The organism is Mesorhizobium sp. M4A.F.Ca.ET.050.02.1.1, assembly GCF_003997725.1.
Taxonomy (GTDB): Bacteria; Pseudomonadota; Alphaproteobacteria; order Rhizobiales; family Rhizobiaceae; genus Mesorhizobium.
Window position 1 is genome coordinate 1 of record NZ_RZSG01000061.1, and the last position, 15,832, is coordinate 15,832.

18 protein-coding genes are annotated in these 15,832 nt (G+C 65.2%); 2 read left to right on the forward strand and 16 right to left on the reverse strand.

Translation table 11 applies throughout. The annotated features are described in order from the left end of the window. The 16 genes from EOA33_RS07445 to EOA33_RS07520 all read right to left on the reverse strand — a co-directional run. Positions 1–633, reverse strand: a 633-nt coding sequence (locus EOA33_RS07445) for a hydantoinase/oxoprolinase N-terminal domain-containing protein (protein ID WP_281033508.1), incomplete at its 3' end; no start/stop codon positions are given. Then, on the reverse strand, positions 630–2,300 hold the full coding sequence (locus EOA33_RS07450) for a thiamine pyrophosphate-binding protein (protein ID WP_126056520.1): 1,671 nt from the start codon (positions 2,298–2,300) through the stop codon (positions 630–632). The genes EOA33_RS07445 and EOA33_RS07450, both read right to left, overlap by 4 nt. Positions 2,301–2,417: 117 nt before the next feature. Then, positions 2,418–3,824 carry an FAD-binding oxidoreductase gene (locus EOA33_RS07455; protein WP_127405350.1) on the reverse strand — a complete coding sequence of 469 codons (1,407 nt, stop codon included), beginning with the start codon at positions 3,822–3,824 and terminating at the stop codon, positions 2,418–2,420. A 64-nt stretch (positions 3,825–3,888) separates the two neighbouring features. Beyond that, the gene (locus EOA33_RS07460) at positions 3,889–4,653 is read right to left on the reverse strand and encodes an amino acid ABC transporter ATP-binding protein (protein ID WP_190234222.1); all 765 of its coding nucleotides are present in this window, start codon (positions 4,651–4,653) and stop codon (positions 3,889–3,891) included. Positions 4,654–4,663: 10 nt separating this feature from the next. Next, entirely contained in the window at positions 4,664–5,743 is a 1,080-nt protein-coding gene (locus EOA33_RS07465) for an amino acid ABC transporter permease (RefSeq protein WP_126056518.1), read from the reverse strand. Positions 5,744–5,746: 3 nt separating this feature from the next. Further along, the gene (locus EOA33_RS07470) at positions 5,747–6,910 is read right to left on the reverse strand and encodes an ABC transporter permease subunit (RefSeq protein WP_127405351.1); all 1,164 of its coding nucleotides are present in this window, start codon (positions 6,908–6,910) and stop codon (positions 5,747–5,749) included. 77 nt (positions 6,911–6,987) lie between these two features. Further along, a complete protein-coding gene (locus tag EOA33_RS07475) occupies positions 6,988–8,022 on the reverse strand; it encodes an amino acid ABC transporter substrate-binding protein (protein ID WP_126056516.1) in 1,035 nt (344 codons plus the stop codon). An 88-nt stretch (positions 8,023–8,110) separates the two neighbouring features. After that, on the reverse strand, positions 8,111–9,058 hold the full coding sequence (locus tag EOA33_RS07480) for a LysR substrate-binding domain-containing protein (protein ID WP_126056515.1): 948 nt from the start codon (positions 9,056–9,058) through the stop codon (positions 8,111–8,113). An 84-nt stretch (positions 9,059–9,142) separates the two neighbouring features. Continuing rightward, positions 9,143–9,892, reverse strand: coding sequence for an SDR family oxidoreductase (locus EOA33_RS07485; protein WP_126056514.1), 750 nt, complete (start codon positions 9,890–9,892; stop codon positions 9,143–9,145). A gap of 1 nt (position 9,893) precedes the next feature. Next, positions 9,894–10,616: an SDR family oxidoreductase gene (locus EOA33_RS07490; protein ID WP_126056513.1), complete on the reverse strand. Its 723-nt coding sequence runs from the start codon at positions 10,614–10,616 to the stop codon at positions 9,894–9,896. 26 nt (positions 10,617–10,642) lie between these two features. Continuing rightward, entirely contained in the window at positions 10,643–10,882 is a 240-nt protein-coding gene (locus EOA33_RS07495; RefSeq protein WP_126056512.1) for a hypothetical protein, read from the reverse strand. A 15-nt stretch (positions 10,883–10,897) separates the two neighbouring features. Further along, a complete protein-coding gene (locus EOA33_RS07500) occupies positions 10,898–11,686 on the reverse strand; it encodes a FadR/GntR family transcriptional regulator (protein WP_189375068.1) in 789 nt (262 codons plus the stop codon). A gap of 50 nt (positions 11,687–11,736) precedes the next feature. Further along, positions 11,737–12,084, reverse strand: coding sequence for a RidA family protein (locus EOA33_RS07505; RefSeq protein ID WP_126056510.1), 348 nt, complete (start codon positions 12,082–12,084; stop codon positions 11,737–11,739). Positions 12,085–12,097: 13 nt separating this feature from the next. Next, positions 12,098–12,904, reverse strand: a complete 807-nt coding sequence (locus EOA33_RS07510) for an SDR family oxidoreductase (protein WP_126056509.1) — start codon at positions 12,902–12,904, stop codon at positions 12,098–12,100. Next, a complete protein-coding gene (locus tag EOA33_RS07515; protein WP_126056508.1) occupies positions 12,897–13,709 on the reverse strand; it encodes a shikimate dehydrogenase in 813 nt (270 codons plus the stop codon). The genes EOA33_RS07510 and EOA33_RS07515 overlap by 8 nt, the downstream gene beginning before the upstream one ends. A gap of 4 nt (positions 13,710–13,713) precedes the next feature. Further along, positions 13,714–14,604 (reverse strand): 2-hydroxy-3-oxopropionate reductase, encoded by an 891-nt coding sequence (locus EOA33_RS07520; RefSeq protein WP_126056507.1) that lies wholly within the window; start codon positions 14,602–14,604, stop codon positions 13,714–13,716. Positions 14,605–14,713: 109 nt separating this feature from the next. On the opposite strand from EOA33_RS07520, the gene EOA33_RS07525 reads away from it, so the two are divergent. Together EOA33_RS07525 and EOA33_RS07530 are read left to right on the forward strand one after the other, a co-directional pair. After that, positions 14,714–15,478, forward strand: coding sequence for an aldolase/citrate lyase family protein (locus tag EOA33_RS07525; RefSeq protein ID WP_126056506.1), 765 nt, complete (start codon positions 14,714–14,716; stop codon positions 15,476–15,478). A gap of 8 nt (positions 15,479–15,486) precedes the next feature. Further along, a partial coding sequence (locus tag EOA33_RS07530; RefSeq protein WP_145989086.1) for an FAD-dependent oxidoreductase occupies positions 15,487–15,832 on the forward strand: 346 nt, incomplete at its 3' end.

The window sequence follows — 15,832 nt, forward strand, 5'->3', positions numbered from 1 at the left end:
GGCGCCGACCGTGTTGAAGCGCTCGAACTCGCGCATCTGCGGCGACACCTCGGCGCTGATCGAGATCGGGATGCTAAGTTTTCGCGAGAGGACTTCGCGGGCACGGCGCTCGTGGTCCGGATTGGCGTAGGCATGGATGAAGCCGATCGCCACCGAGCCGAAATTGGCCGCCGCGATCCGATCAGCGATTTCCTCCAGCGCTGCCTCGTCGAGCGGCTGCAACTCCTGGCCTTCGGCGCCGATGCGGCCCTTGACCGTGAAACGGTCCTCGCGCGGGATCAGCGGCGTCGGCAGTTGCAGGTTGAGATCATACTGTTCGAAGCGGTTCTCCGTCCGCATCTCGATCACGTCGCGGAACCCCTCGGTCGTGACCAGCGCGGTCCTCGCGCCGCGCCGCTCGATCAGCGCATTGGTCGCCAGCGTCGTGCCGTGGATGATGATGCCGATTTCGGAAGGCGAGATGCCGGCATCGCGGGTCACGATGGCGATGCCGTCTAGGATCGCCTGCTCGGGCGCCGAATAGTTGGTCAGCACCTTGGTCGAGAACAGCGTCCCCCTGATGTCTAGGGCGATGTCGGTGAAGGTGCCGCCGATGTCCGCGCCGAGACGGATGTCGTCAGTTCTGGAGGTCATGCCTTGGCCTTCTGGGAAGCGAGCGCGGCGTCGCGCATCTGGGAAAGGGTCTGCCGGGGCGTGAGCGCTTCGGGCGAAATGGCGATGTCGAGAACGGCGCCGGTCGCGGAGCTAAGCGCGCGGCCGAACGAGGCGGCGAAATCTTCCGTCGACTCTACCCGCTCGGCGTGGAAGCCATAGGCCATCGCCAGCGTCACGAAGTCCGGGTTCTCGAGCGAGGTCCCGGAAACGCGGGCCGGATAGTTGCGCTCCTGGTGCGCGCGGATGGTGCCGTAGATGCCGTTGTTGAGGATCAGCACGATCGGCTGCGCGCCCGCCTGCATGGCGGTTCCGAGTTCCTGGCAGTTCATCTGGAAGTCGCCGTCACCGGCAAAGCAGACGACCGTTCGCTGCGGAAACGCGACCTTGGCCGCGATCGCCGCCGGCAGGCCGTAACCCATCGCGCCCGACTGCGGAGCAAGCAGCCGCGCCTCCGGCCCGAACTTGAAGAACTTGTTCGGCCATACCGTGAAATTGCCGGCGCCGTTGGTGAGGATGACATCGGCCGGCAAGGTGTCGCGCAGCCAGGCGGCAACCTGCACCATGTCCACCGGGCCGGGCTGGACGGGCGCCGCGAATGTGTCTTCATAGGCCTTGCGCGCGGATGCCCGCCAGTCGGCCCAGCCGCCTTTGACCGGGGTCAGCGCCTTGGCAAAGGCGTTCGGGCCGGCATGGATGCCGATCGTCGGCACATAGATCTTGCCGATCTCGCGGTCGGAGCCATGCACATGGATCAGCTTTTGCCGCGGCACCGGTACCGACAGCAGCGTGTAGCCGTCCGTCGTCATCTCGCCGAAGCGGACATTGATAGCCAGGATCACGTCCGCTTCGCGGATCAGGTTCCTGACATGCGCTACCATGCCGACGCCGGCCTCGCCGACGAAGGCCGGCGAATGATTGTCGAACCGGTCCTGATAGCGGAAGGCCGCCACGACAGGGATGTCGGAGGCCTCGGCGAAAGCCTGCAGCGCTGTGCGTCCCTCCGCCGTCCAGTTGGTGCCACCCATCAGCAGCACCGGCCTTTCGGCTCCCGTCAGCAGCTTGAACGCCGAGGCGAGCGCTTCCGCTGACGGTGCCGGCTCGAAGATCGCGGCCGGCCTGGTGAGCGGCGCGGCCTCGGTCAGGGTGGTGAGCATGTCTTCAGGCAGCGCGATCACAACCGGGCCGGGCCGCCCGGTCAGGGCGGTGGTCCAGGCCCGCGCCACGATCTCCGGCAGACGCGAGACGTCATCGATCTCGACCGCCCATTTGGCGACCGTTCCGAACACCGCGCGGTAGTCGATCTCCTGGAAGGCCTCGCGCCCTTTCATGTCGGTGCCGACCTGGCCGACGAAGAGGATCATCGGAGAGCTGTCTTGCATGGCCGTATGCACGCCGATGCTGGCATTGGTCACGCCCGGGCCGCGCGTCACGAAGCAGATGCCGGGCGAGCCCGTCAGCTTGCCATAGGCGGAGGCCATGAAGGCCGCGCCGCCCTCGTTGCGGCAAAGCACGTAGTCGAGCTTGCCATGGGTGTCGTGCAGCGCGTCGAGGACGGCGAGATAGCTTTCGCCGGGAACACCGAAGCTCTTGCTCGCGCCAAGCGCGATCAGGCACTCGACAAGAAGGTGACCGCCATTGCGGACCATGCTTCGGCATCCTCACGATTGGCGGCAAGCGGATCGAGCCTGCCTTTTCGGATCTATACCTGCACGCAGGCAGGCCGGGACGAAATCAAGAAATGCGGTCCATTCGAAAGTTTTTCTTTACAGTGGCGGGCGCACCAGAACGCCGGGGTTCATGGTGCCCTTTGGATCGAGCGCGCCCTTCAGCCGCGCCATCAGGTCCCGCTCCACCGCATCGCGATTGCGATCGGCCATGGCGATCTTGGCGCGGCCAAGCCCATGCTCGGCTGCGAAGCTGCCGCCCATCTCCGTGGCGAGCGCCGACAGCGCTTCGGCCAACCGCCCGGCCTTGCCGTCGAAATCGGCACGGCCTTCCGGCGGCGACAGATTGTAGTGGATGTTGCCGTCGCCGAGATGCCCGAACGGGTTGATCCGCACGCCGGGCAGGATGTCTTGGCAGACCCGGGCGCCCGCCTCGATGAAACGGGCGATGGCGCCCGGCGGCACCGAGATGTCATGCTTGAGCTGCTCGCCCTCCAGCCGCTGTCCCTCCGGCTGTTCCTCGCGCAGTCGCCAGAACTGGGCCCGGTGCGCGCCCGATGTCGCCAGCGCGCCGTCGAGCACCAGGCCTTGCTCCATGCCCCATTCCAGCGCCGAGTTCAGGATTTCGTCCAGGGGAACCCGAAGCGAACCCGAAGCCAGCTCGACGAGCAGATAGACGTCGCCCCTTGTCTCCAACTGGTAGGCGAGATCGGGCACATGCCTTAGCGCCAGCTCCAGGCCGAGATCGCAGAAGAATTCGAGCCCGGTGAGGAATTCGCCGGCCTCGCCGCGCAGGAAAGCGCCGAAGGAGACGGCGGCGGCAAAGTCGGGCAGGACCAGGAGCGCGCCCGCCTGCTGTTTTGGCGTCGGGTAGAGCCTGAGCCCCGCGCGCGTCACGATGCCGAGCGTGCCTTCCGCGCCGCAGAACAGTTTGCGCAGCTGATAGCCGGCATTGTCCTTCTGCACCGCGCGCAGCCCGTCCCACACCACCCCGTCCGGGGTCACGACCTCGAGCCCGAGCACCAGGTCCTGCATCATGCCGTAGCGGAATGCGAGGCTGCCGCCGGCATTGGTGCCGATCAGGCCGCCGATCCTGGCGCTGCCTTCCGCTCCGAGATGCATCGGGAACATCAGGCCGTGCGGCTCCAGCACCTCGTGCAGCGCGGCGAGCACGACGCCTGCCTCGACGATGATCGAGCCGCTGTCGAGATCCGGTTTGCCGATCGCCGCCATGCGCGACAGCGAGACGATCACCGCGTTGGGCTGCTCCGCGACTGCGCCGCCGCAAAGCCCGGTGTTGCCGCCTTGCGGCACCACCGCCAGCCCAGCCTCCCGACACACGTTGATCACCGCAGCCACTTCGGCGGTGCTCGCCGGTCTGGCGACGCCAAGCGGTGGCACGCCGTAACGGTTGAGCCAGTCGCGCTGGTAGGGCTCGGAATCGCTGCCCGAAAGCCAGCCTTTCGGCCCGAGAATCTCGCTCAGCACGGCGGTGGGATCAGTCATCGAAATACCCGGGAGACAGCTGGCGGCGTGCAGCTGCGGAACGTTGCATCTTCCCGAATGCCGTTCAATGACCCAGCACTTGCGACAGGAACTGCCGCGTGCGCTCGATCTCGGAGCCGGCGAAGAATTGCTCCGGCGGCGCCTGCTCGACGATCTCGCCGGCGTCCATGAAGATCACCCGGTCGGCGACCCGGCGCGCGAAGCCCATCTCATGCGTGACGCAGATCATCGTCATGCCTTCGGAGGCGAGCGTGACCATGACGTCCAGCACTTCGGAGATCATTTCCGGATCGAGCGCCGAGGTCGGCTCGTCGAACAGCATGATCTGCGGCTGCATGCAAAGGGCACGCGCGATCGCCACCCGCTGCTGCTGGCCGCCGGAGAGCTGGCCGGGAAACTTCATCGCCTGCTCGGGGATGCGGACCTTCTCCAGATAGCGCCGTGCGGTCGCCTCGACCTCCGCGCGCGGCTGCTTGCGCACGATCATCGGCGCAAGCATGCAGTTCTCCAGCACCGTCATATGCGGGAACAGGTTGAAGTGCTGGAACACCATGCCGACCTCCCGCCTGATCTCGTCGATGTTGCCGACATCGTCGTTGAGTTCGGTGCCGAGCACGGTGATGCGGCCGCCATTGTGCTGCTCGAGCCGGTTGATGCAGCGGATCATGGTGGACTTGCCGGAGCCGGAGGGACCGCAGACGACGATCCTCTCTCCCCGCCCCACGGAAAGATCTATGTTCCGCAGCGCGTGGAAGGCTCCGTAATATTTGTCGAGGTTCTCGATGCGGACCGCGGGCCCGCCGGATTCACCCGAATTGCCTATGGTCATGCGGGCCTCCCTAGCGTTCGCCGACCGACATGCGGCGCTCGAGAAAGGCGCCGTAGCGGGACAGGCTGAAAACGAAGACGAAGTAGATGAAAGCGATGAAGGCGTAGACCTCGACATAGGCGAAGCGCCACTCGCCGGTTCCGTAGGCGGCGTTGCCCGACGCCAGGATCTCAAAGAAGCCGACAATGACCACCAGCGAGGTCTCCTTGAACGAGATGACGAACTGGTTGATCGTGGCCGGCAGCGCGTTGCGCATGGCCTGCGGCAGAAGGATGCGGCCGATGCGCTGCCAATAGCTCATGCCGAGTGCCATGGCGGCCTCTTCCTGTCCGTTGGGAACGCCCTGCAGGCCGCCTCTGACGATCTCCGCCTGGTAGGCGGAGAAGAACAGGGCCGAGCCCAGGATTACCCGGTACAGCTTGTCGCCCGCCAGCCACTGCGGCAGCGCGAACGGCAGGACGATGGCGAAGGTGAAGAGGATCGAGATCAGCGGCAGCGAGCGGACCGAGTCGATGATGATGCCGGTGGTCCGCGATATCCACGGCAGTTCCGACCGGCGCAGCAAGGCCAGGCAGATCGCCAGCGGGAAGCCGATCAGGCAGGTGGTCACGAAGATGAAGAGGGTCAGCGCCAGCCCGCCCCATGCTTCCTCGCCGACATAGGCGAGGCCAAGTACCCCGCCCTTCATCAGCATGTAATAGAGGGCCGTTCCGGCGCCCCAGACCAGCGCGATGCGGCGCCCGGTCCAGAAGGCCGGCATGCAGCTCAGCACCGTCATCACCACCACGGCGACGCAGGCGAGCGCCGAGCGCCATTGCTCCTCAAAGGGATAAAGGCCGAACAGGATGATCCGCCATCTTGCGGCGATGACCGACCAGCAGGCTCCCGCCGCCGCCTGGCAGGCTTCAGGGCCGCCGCTTGTCGTGAAAACAGCTGAGAAGATCGCCCAGTTGAGCAACTTCCAGGCAAGGAAGACCATTACCGCCAGGGAGATCAACGACAGCAGCGCCTGAACTGGCGTCGCAAAGAAGCGCCGCTTCAGGTCCTCGATCCTCCTGGGAGCAGGTGGCGCGACAAAGACCATTTCCATCTCTCACCCCCTCAGTTGATTGCCCTTGAGGGCAATAGCCTTGTTGATGCGGTTGAACACTGCGGCGAGGCTGAGGTTGATGGTCAGGAAGCCCGCCATCAAAATACCGATCGCCTCAAGCGTCTGGCCGGAATGGTTGATGGTCAGCGCCACGATCATGAAGAAGTCGGTGAAGCCGACTGCGATGCCCATCGTCGTCGCCTTGATCAGCCAGACATACTGGTTGGCGAGGATCGGCAGCATGGCGCGCAGAGCAAGCGGCAGCTTGACCAGCGTGAAGACCCGCCATGGGCTGAGCCCCAGCGAGAGTGCCGCCTCCACCTGGCCCTTGCCGACGGCCTTGAAGCCGCCGCGGACGATCTCGGCGATGTAGGAGCCGCCATAGATGGCGATGGCGACCGCGAGCGCGGAAAACTCTGGTGGGATGCGCAGGCCGCCCCTTAGGTTGAGGCCTTGCAGGGCAGGGAAGTCGAGCAGCGGCGCATCTGGCAGACGACCGACGATCAGGATGAGGACCGCGCAGGCAAGCGCCGTTGCCATGCCGGCGAGCTGGATGGTGCGGCGCTCGCCGACCGGTTGGCTGAGCCGCGATGTCCGGCCAAGCCAGACCGGCAGCACCACAGCGGCGATCACCGACAAAATGGCCAGCGCCATTGCCACGCCGCCGACATTGGGAGCAGGGAGGTAGAGCCCGCGGCTGGTCAGCAGCATGCCCCAGGCTTCGTGCGCGGCGCGCGGCGTCGGCAGGTGCGTGATGATCGCGTACCAGAAGAAGACCTGGAGGATCAGCGGGATGTTGCGGAAGACATCGACATAGGTTCGGCCGAGCAGCCGCGCCAATTCGTTGGAGGACGTCCGCGCCAGGCCGACGATCGTCCCGACGACCGTTGCCAGCAGCAGTCCGACGCTGCCCAGGAACAGGGTGTTGACGATGCCGATGAGGAAGAACCACCAGTAGGGGTCGTTGGCTGTGGCGGGCAGGAGCGAGAAGTTCACGTCCCAACCCGTCGATTTGTACAAGAAGTCGAATCCCGAAGTGATCCCTTGTTCAGCGAGGTTGCGCCGCGCGATCATCACGCCGGCAAGCACAAGTGCTGCAAGCGAGCCGACATAGAGAACCTGCAACAAAACGTTGCGGACCCTCTGATTTCTCAGCAGGCTGACCATTTGCCAATCTCCCGAATTGCCGCCGGTTCCACCCGGCAAGACCGGGCGGAACTCAGAGCGGGACGCGTTAAGAACGGTCAGTCGATGACCAGCGGGAACAGGACGCCGCCATTGTTCCAGAGGTTGGTCAGGTCACGATCCATCTTGTAGGGCGACTCCTTGCCGAGATCGCGATCGAAGATCTCCGCATAGTTTCCGACCTTCTTGATGACGTTGTAGGCCCAGTCGTCGGGAAGCCCGAGACCCTTGCCCATGCCCGGTGCCGCACCCAGAAACTTCGCGACTGCCGGCGAGGTGGGCTTGGCCTTGATCTCGTCGACATTCTTCGACGTGATGCCTTCCTGCTCGGCGAAGAGCAGGGCGGTGAGCGTCCAGTTGGCGACGTCGACCCAGTTATCGTCTCCCTGACGCACGATCATGACTTCGGGTTCGACCGCAAGCACGTCGGGCAGGATCACGTGATCGTCGACCTTGCCCTTGGCCACGCGCGCGATTGCAAGGACCGGCCCCCACTGGGCGTACATGTCGCAGCGACCCGAGAAGTATGCCTGCTCGAGCTCTTCCGTCTTTTCGATGACGACCGGTTCCAGCTTGATCCCGACCTTCTGCGCATAGGCGGCGACCTGCTGCTCGATGGTCGTGCCGGCGGGAATGCAGATCGTGCCACCATCGGCGTCCTTGAGCGACTTGAGGTTGAGCTCCTTGTGCGCCATCACCTTGGTCGTGCCCAGATAATAGGACATGGAGAACTGCAGGCCGAGCTCGGTGTCGCGGCTGAGCGTGCCGCCCGAGGCCTTGATGATAATGTCGACATCGCCCGATTGCAGCGACGGCCAGCGCTGGGCCCAGCTGATCGGAACGACCTTCAGTTTTGCCGGGTCGCCGAACACAGCCGTGGCCACCGCCCGGCAGAGGTCGATGTCCATGCCCTTCCAGTTGCCCTTGTCGTCGACCTCGGCGAAGCCGAGATAGGAGCCGTCATGGCCGGTGCAGTTGAGCAAGCCGCGTGCCTTGACGGTTTCGAGCGTCTTGCCGCCCGCGGCCTCGGCCGGCGCCGCGAAATGAACCAGGCCAACGGCCAGGGCCGCAGCCCCCCATTGCATCATTTTCATGGTGTTGTCTCCACTGTTGAGGTTGTTCAGTTTCTTGTTTTTGTTGGAGTCCGAAACAGCGTTCGGAACTCGGTCGCGAAGCCGCTTCCTAGTCGGAAAGCGGGGTCGGTTTCGGCAAGGAAATCTTGAGGTCGCTTCGCCAGTCCTGCTGCGCCAGCCATCGGTGCAGCGCGGCCACAGCCTTCACACGCAGATGCCCGCGCGGGACGACAAGGTAGAAGCCGGGGACTTCCTCCGGCTTCATGTCGGCAATGGCGTCGCGGCCGATCGGCGCAACGAGCGCGCCCGACCGGAAGTCTTCCTCGGCGTCGATGACGGAAACCAGGCCCACGCCGATGCCTTGCAAGGCCGCCCGGCGCATGGTTGCCGCATCGTCGAAGCTGATGCTGCGGTCACCATCTGTCAGCTCCACCCCCAGGTGCCGCAATATATCCGGCCACAGGCGCTTCGACTTGACGGTGTCGAGCAGCGTGAACTTCGTCAGGTCGTGCGCCGACTTGATCTTCTCGCCGATCGCCGGCGTGCAGCAGATGATCTTCGGGTCCGGCACCAGCAGCGTCGTGTCGTAGTCGGGCCAGCTGCCGTAACCCCACTGCACTGTCATATCGATGTCGTCGCGCCCGAAATCCGGCAGGTCGACCATCGTCGTCAGGCGCAGGTCGGCGCCCGGCAGGATCTCGCGGAACAGCGAAAGCCTGGGCAGCAGATAGTGGGTGGCGAAATACGGGCTCGCATTCAGGTTGATGCGATCCCGGTAGTTCGACTTGGTGACGCGGCGGACGCCTTCCGAGAACTCGTCGAAGCCGGCCTTGACGTAATGCGACAGCAGGATCGCCGATTCCGTCAGTTCGATCGATCGGCCCTTGCGCTCGAACAGCGTCACCTGCAGCGTGTCTTCCAGGAGCTTGATCTGTTGGCCGACCGCCTGCGGCGTCACCAGCAGTTCGTCGGCCGCCTGCCGGAAGCTCTTGTGCTGCGCGACGGCATGGAAGACCCTGAGCGCATTGAGCGAGGGAAGGCGAAGCTTGCCGGTCATCGTGAATTCCGCCTCCTCTTTGCTTGGGCTCCGTCGATCATGCACTGCTGTATTTTCCGCCGCCGGCGGCTGCGGAATGTCGCCTCATGCGTAGATATAACCACCTGAAACGATTACGTTTTCGCCGGTCATGTAGGTATTCTTGGGGCCGCCGGTCATCAGCACCCACTCGGCGATCTCGGTGGGCTCGGCGCCGCGGCCGAGCGGGCTTGCCTTGGCCAGTTCCTCGAGGAAGCCGAGGGCTTTTGCCTTCTCCGTCGCCATGCCGGCCGGCGCCACCGAATTCACCAGGATGCCGTCCTTGGCGACGTGATGGGCGAAGGACCGCGTCAGGCTGACGACGGCAGCCTTGGTCGCCGCATAATGGGCGTTCTGCGGATGCGCCTTGAACGCATCCACCGAGGTCAGGTTGACGATCCGCCCGCGCACTTGCGCTTTCGGCTCCTGCGACTGCATGTGGCGGACGGCCTCCGCCATCATGTGGTAGGTGCCCTTGATGTTGATGCCATTGGAGGCGTCCCACTCCGCGTCGGTGATCTCGAGCAGTGGGCGGCGCGGGTAGATCGCGGCGCAGTTGATCAGCGTGTCGACGCGCCCGAGCTTCGAGACGATGGCCTCGAAAGCGGCGTGGCACTGCGGGCCGACCTGGATGTCGCAGGTCGCAGACGCGGTCGGCAGGCCCTTGGCCTTGGCCGGCTCCAGCGCGCTCTCGGCCGCGTCCTGGTTGATGTCGATGATGCCGATCTTTGCCGCCCCGGCCTCCACGGCCATCCGTGCCAAAAGCGCGCCGAGGCCGGCGCCGCCACCAACGATGAGAACGGAAAGGTCTTTCATCCTATTTTCCTTGCTTGCTGCCGCTTGGGCTGGTCGGCCGGGTCGGCATGATGTCGAAGCGGGTTACGTCGGCCCATGCGGGCAGGCCGAGCAGCGTGACGACCATGCTCGCTACGTCGTCCGGCTGCACGGCGACGTTCCCGGCGTACATGGCGGCCCGGGCCTCCGCGTCGAGTATGTCCTTGTAGAGCTGCGTCTCGACGCGGCCGGGCACGATTTCGGTGACACGTATGCCGTGAGGGGAGAGGTCGGCGCGCAGCGCGGCGGCAAAGCCGGCTATCGCCGCCTTGGTGGCAGAATAGACGGCGACGTTCGGAAACGCCGCATGGCCGGCGGAAGACCCGGTGAACAGAATGTGCCCCGACTGCCGCTCGCGCATCTGCGGCACGACGAGGCGGGTGAGCAGGATTGCCGAGCTAACGTTGACCTCGAGCGCGGTGTCGATGTCGGCGATCTTCATGTCGGCGAAATTGCCGAGCGGCGGCATGATCCCGGCATTGTTGATCAGCACGTCGATGGTGAGATCGGCCACGACCGATTCCAGCGCCTCGCGGTCCGTAACGTCGACGGCGATCGGCACGATGCCCGGCCGCTCGGCCTGCAACTCCTTGAGCGCGGCCTGGCTGCGCCCGACGGCATAGACGTCGTAACCCGCGTCGCTCAACGCGACCGCGATGGCCCGCCCTATGCCGCTCGTCGCACCTGTGATGAAGGCTGTCGTCACGTGGGCTTTCCCCGATTGCCTGGCTTTCACTGTGCGGCTTTGACCGGTGCCGCGAAACCAAGAAAACCAGCAAAAAGGAAAGATAAACTTTCGAAGGCCTTTTTGGCGGCTGGAATATTCCAATGCGCTTGCGCAGCCGCGAAACCCGCAAACCCAGGCAAAGTAAGGCTTTCAGCGCGTGAACCTGGGCTTTCGGCCGCCGATCGAGCAAAAACATGGCTTTCGTGAACGCCCGGCCGGCCCTGCTCGGCGAACGCGCGCCGCATCGAAGGTGGCGAAGCCTATCCGGCCGTCGGCACGGGCTTGTTCTTCTCGGTGAACAGCGCCGCCGCCGCCGCCTTCTGCTCGGCGTCGGTCGCCTCGACGCCCGAGGCCCGGGCGAGCGCGCGCACCCGGCCGAGACTGTTGTGCAGGTGCTTGCGCATGGCCTGGCGGGCGGCGCGGCCGTCCTGCCTTTCGATGGCATCGACGATTGCCTTGTGCTCGCTGTGGATGCGCGCGTAGTAGCTGTCCTTGAGCGCGGGTTCGACCACATAGCCGAGTTGGAAGCGCGGCACGATCATCGGCCGGAGATAGACCAGGAAGCCGTGGATGAATTCGTTGCGCGCGGCCTTGGCGATCGCCAGGTGGAAATCATAGTCGTAGTGGATCTGGACGACGGCGGGATCCGCCTGCTGGGCGTCGACCTGCTCCATTACGGCCCGGATCGCGCCCGCCTCTGCTTCGCTCCGCCGTTCCGCGCAGAGCCCGGCGGACTCGACCTCGACGCTCAGCCTGAGTTCCAGCAGGGCGATGGTCTCCGGCAAGGTCCTCAGCGCCTCGTCCGGTATCGAGAAATTGCGCGGCGCCGGCGTCTCGCTGACGAACATGCCGCGTCCCTGCTGCGGCACCACCATGCCGTCGGAACGCAATCGCGCCACCGCTTCCCGCACCACGGTGCGGCTGACGTCGTATGCCGCGCACAGCTCCGCCTCGGTCGGCAGCTGCGCGCCGGGAGGCAGCCGGCCGGAACGGATCTTCTCGGACAGGCTCTCGGCCACGACGGTGGACAGCGGCTTGCGCTTCGTCATCAGTCTCCCTCTCGCCCGATTCGGGATGATGCCCGAACCGGCAGAACCATTCAAACCGCCGCGGTGACGATCAGCTCGACCAGCATGCCGGGCTTCGCCATCCGGCCCTCGCCGGAAGAGCGCGCCGGCGCGTGTTGCTTCGGCATCCAGGCGTCCCAGACCGTGTTGACCTCGTCGAAGTCTCTGATGTCGTCGAGCCACATCTGGACGTGAAGGATGCGGTTCTTGTCCGTGCCGGCCTTGGCAAGCAGCGCATCGATCTTGCCGAGCACCTCGTGCATCTGGTCGGCCGCGGACTGGCCGGGTTGGGCGACCTGGCCGATGAGATAGAGCGTGCCGTTGTGGATGACACCGTGGTGGATGCGGGTGTCGAAGTCAAAGCGCTGGATATCGCCCACTGGATCGTCCTTGTCAGATTGCCGGCGTCTGCCGGATCGGGTTGCCTTGCAGATATTGCGCGTAGGGCGCCTGAACGAGCCAGCCGGCGTCGACGGGCAGGGTGACGCCGGTGATCGACGCGGCGCGCTCGGAGCAGAGGAACAGCGCGGCCTCGGCGACATCGCGCGGCTCGACGAAGCGGCGCAGCGCGGTGGTGGCCTGTATGGCTTCCGGGTTGCGCTCACCCTTGGCGATCTTCGCTTTCAGCCCGTCCGAAAGCGTGTAGCCCGGCGCCAACGCATTGACGCGAACGCCGTGCGGGCCGAGTTCGGCCGCAAGGATCTGCGTCAGCGCCAGCACCGCATGCTTTCCGGGTGTGTAGGCCGGCAGTGACAGCGGCGCGAAGGAGGCGAGCGAGCCGACATTGAGGATCGCGCCGCGCCCGGCGGCCGACATCAGCCGGCCGAATGCTTGGCAGCCAAGCAGCGTGCCGCGATAGTTGATCCGCCACATCTTCTCGTCCTCGTCCAGGTCCTGGTCGAGCACGTGCTTGCCGCTCTGCAGGACGCCGGCGCAGTTGACGACGACATGCGGCGTGCCGAGCACCCCCACGACGGCTTGCGCCAGCGCCTCGACGGAGGCGGGATTGCCGACGTCGGTCTGGACAAACAGGGCACGCGGCGCGCCCGCCGTCTCGCAGGCGAGAGCCGTCTCCTTGCCTCGTTCGGAGTCCCTGCCGGCGACGACCACCTGATAGCTGTCCTCGGCGAAGCGCAGGGCGATCGCGCGCCCAATGCCGGAAGTGCCGCCGATGATGACGGCGGTCAAAGCCTCAGCCATGATGGCGTTCCTTGCGCTCGATATCGAAGAATTCCGCCATGGCTTCCACCTGGAAATCCATCATCGGGCGTCCGGGCTGGATGCGGCAGCCGATCTCCTTCGCCGCCTTGAGCAGCGCCGTCTCGGCCGGCTCCATGATAATGTCGACCACCGTCATCTCCGGAGTCAGCTTGCTAACATCCAGCGGCAACGGATCGCTCGCTTTCAGCCCGGACGGCGTCGCGTTGATCGCCATGTCCATGCCTGACGGATCGGGCTCGCCAACCTCGATGCGGCAGTTCGGAAACGCCCTGCCGACCAGCGCGGCGAGTTTCCCGGCGCGATCCGTGTCGATGTCGGCCAGCCGGATCTCCGCCGCGCCTTCCTCGGCCAGGCAGTAGGTCAGCGATGCCCCGGCGCCGCCGGCGCCGACCTGCAGTATGCGCCGGCCGGCAATCGGATGCCCGCCTGCCTTCAGCCCGTCGATGAAGCCGACGCCGTCGAAATTTTCGGCGTACCAGCTTCCATCCGGCAGCCTGCGCACGGAATTGGCGCTCTGCACCCGCGCGGCGCGATCGTGAGCAGCACTGCATTTGTGGTAGACCGGGACCTTGTACGGCACCGAGATGATCACGCCGCGAATGTTCTCGGCCGCAGTTATGCCGGCCCAGAAGGTGTCGAAATCCTCCGGGCGGCAGCTCAGCGGCACCATCAGGCTATCGAGCCCTTTCTGCTCGAATATCTCGTTGAACATGCCGGGGCTCTTCGCATGGCCCACGGGATGGGCCAGCATGACGAAGACGTCGGCCTTGCCGGTACCGCGCATTGGTTCATTCCTTTCCGTTTGACAGTTCATGGGCGCTGAGGATCTCGAGCGCCTTGACGAGGGACGAGTGGTCGGCTTCGGCGCCGCCTGTCCGGGCCGAGCAGGCATTCATCAGCTGTTGCGCCGTGGCCGTGCTCGGCAGCGCCACGCCGAGCGCGCGGGCGCTTTCGAGCGCAAGGTTGAGATCCTTCTGGTGCAGCCGGATGCGGAAGCCCGGCGCGAAAGTCCGCGCGATCATGCGCTCGCCATGCACTTCGAGCACGCGAGACGAGGCGAAGCCACCCATCAGCGCGCCGCGCACCTTGGCCGGATCGCAGCCGGCCTTGCTGGCGAAGACCAGCGCCTCGGCCACCGCCTCGATGTTGAGCGCGACGATGATCTGGTTGGCGATCTTGCAGGTCTGGCCGGCGCCGTTCTTTTCGCCGATCAAGGTGGTGTTCTTGCCGAGCTTCTCGAAGATCGGCAGCGCCCGCTCGAACTCGGCGGCCGGCCCGCCGACCATGATGGTGAGGCTCGCCGCCCTGGCGCCGACCTCGCCGCCCGAGACCGGAGCGTCGAGATAGCCGGCTCCGGCCTCTCGAATCCTTGCCGCGAATTCCGCCGTGGCGATCGGACTGATCGAGCTCATGTCGATGACCAGCTTGCCGGCCGACAGTCCCTCCAGCGCGCCGTTCTGTCCGAGCAGGACGCGCTCCACGTCCGGCGTGTCGGGCAGCATGGTGATGACGATTTCGGATGCTCGGGCAACCTCGGCAGGGGAGGCAACAACCGACGCTTGCAGATCTTTCGGGAGAGGAGAGCGGTTCAGAACCGTGACGATCTCGTATCCGGCATCGGCGAGATGTCGCGCCATCGGTGCTCCCATGACGCCAAGCCCGATAAAGCCAATTTTCATGTGCCAACTCCTGTGCGGCGTCTAAGCGTCTTGCAGCCCAAGCGAGGCGTATGATATAGGACATCATACAAATTTCAATGCACCTTCTTCTCATGGGAGACGATCGCAAATGCAGGAGCGCGTCAATTCGCTGAAGGCCGCCATTTCTGCCGGCCGAGCCCATATCGGCATCTGGTGCTCGCTGGCTTCCGCCCTCACCACCGAGATCGTCGCCGGCTCCGGAGCCGGCTGGGTCCTGGTCGACGGCGAGCACAGTCCCAACCATCTGCGCAGCATCATGGCGCAGCTTCAGGTGATGGGCGGCTTCGACAGCGAGGCGGTCGTGCGGCTACCCTCCGACGACGCCAGCCTGATCAAGCAGGCAATGGATATCGGCGGCCGCAGCCTGATGATCCCGAACGTACGGACAGCGGATCAGGCGCGTTCCATCGTCGCGGCGATGACCTATGCCCCGGGCGGCTTCCGTGGTTTTTCGGTCGGCCACCGCGCCAACGCCTTCGGCCGCATCGCCGGCTATCATGCCAAAGCGCGGGAACAGCAGCTTCTCGCCGTGCAGATCGAGGACGAAACCGGCGTCGCCAATGCCGCCGCGATCGCAGCCGTGGATGGCGTGGACGTCCTTTTCGTCGGCCCCGGCGACCTCTCGACCAACATGGACGCGATGGGCAATCCTAATGCCTCCCATGTCCAGGAGGCGATCGCCTCCGTGCGCAGGTCCGCCACCGCGGCGGGCAAGGCCAGCGGCATCCTGGCGCCGGTGAAGGCCGACGCCGACCGCTATTTGACAGATGGCTTCACCATGGTCGCCGTCGGTTCTGACCTTAGCCTGCTGGCACGGGGCTCGGATGCCCTGATCGCCTCGTTCAACCACTAGGAAAAGTCATGGCGATCCCCCCTTACAAAGCGCCATCGCGCACCGCCTACGACATCGTCATCGTCGGCGGCGCGGTCATCGGTTCGTCGACGGCCTACTGGCTGACCCAGGCGCTGGGCAATGGCGCCTCGATCCTCGTGGTCGAGCGCGACTCGAGCTACGAATTCTCCTCGACGGCGCTCTCCACCAGCGCCATCCGCCAGCAATATTCCAATCCGATCAACGTCAAGATCAGCCAGTTCGGCATCGAGATCATCCGCGGCTTCCAGGAGCGCATGGCGCCCTTCTACAAGGACGAGCCGGCGCCCGACCTCGGCTTTCGCGAGCACGGCTATCTCTACTGCTGCTCGCCCG